Genomic DNA, 314 nt, shown 5'->3' with positions numbered 1-314 from the left:
GCGGGGGGGTGCCCCCCCCGTTCGCCCCGGCCGACTTCCCCCCCCCGGAACTCACGGGAACAGACAGCGAGATGAACGGGTCCACCCCGAGGGACCGGACCGACGAGCACAGGAGACTGTTTCCTCCATGGCAGCGAACCGCCGCCCGACCCTGGCAGACGTCGCCCGAGAAGTGGGCGTCAGCGCCAAGACCGTCTCCCGCGTCCTCAACGAGGACGGGCCCGCCTCCGCCGAGACCAGGGAACAGGTACTCGCCGCCGTCGCCAAGCTCGGCTTCCAGCCGAACCTCATGGCCCGCAACATCCGCGTCGGCG

The 314-nt window shown here is 71.3% G+C and carries 1 protein-coding gene; it reads left to right on the top strand.

Features of this window, described 5'->3' with window-relative positions:
• Positions 1-127: 127 nt before the first annotated feature.
• A partial coding sequence (locus TN53_RS43665) for a LacI family DNA-binding transcriptional regulator (RefSeq protein WP_046264497.1) occupies positions 128-314 on the top strand: 187 nt, incomplete at its 3' end.

This window comes from Streptomyces sp. WM6386 (genome assembly GCF_000972385.1).
Taxonomy (GTDB): Bacteria; Actinomycetota; Actinomycetes; order Streptomycetales; family Streptomycetaceae; genus Streptomyces.
Note: the sequence above shows the minus strand (reverse complement) of the source record. Positions and strands in the feature narration are given on the sequence as shown.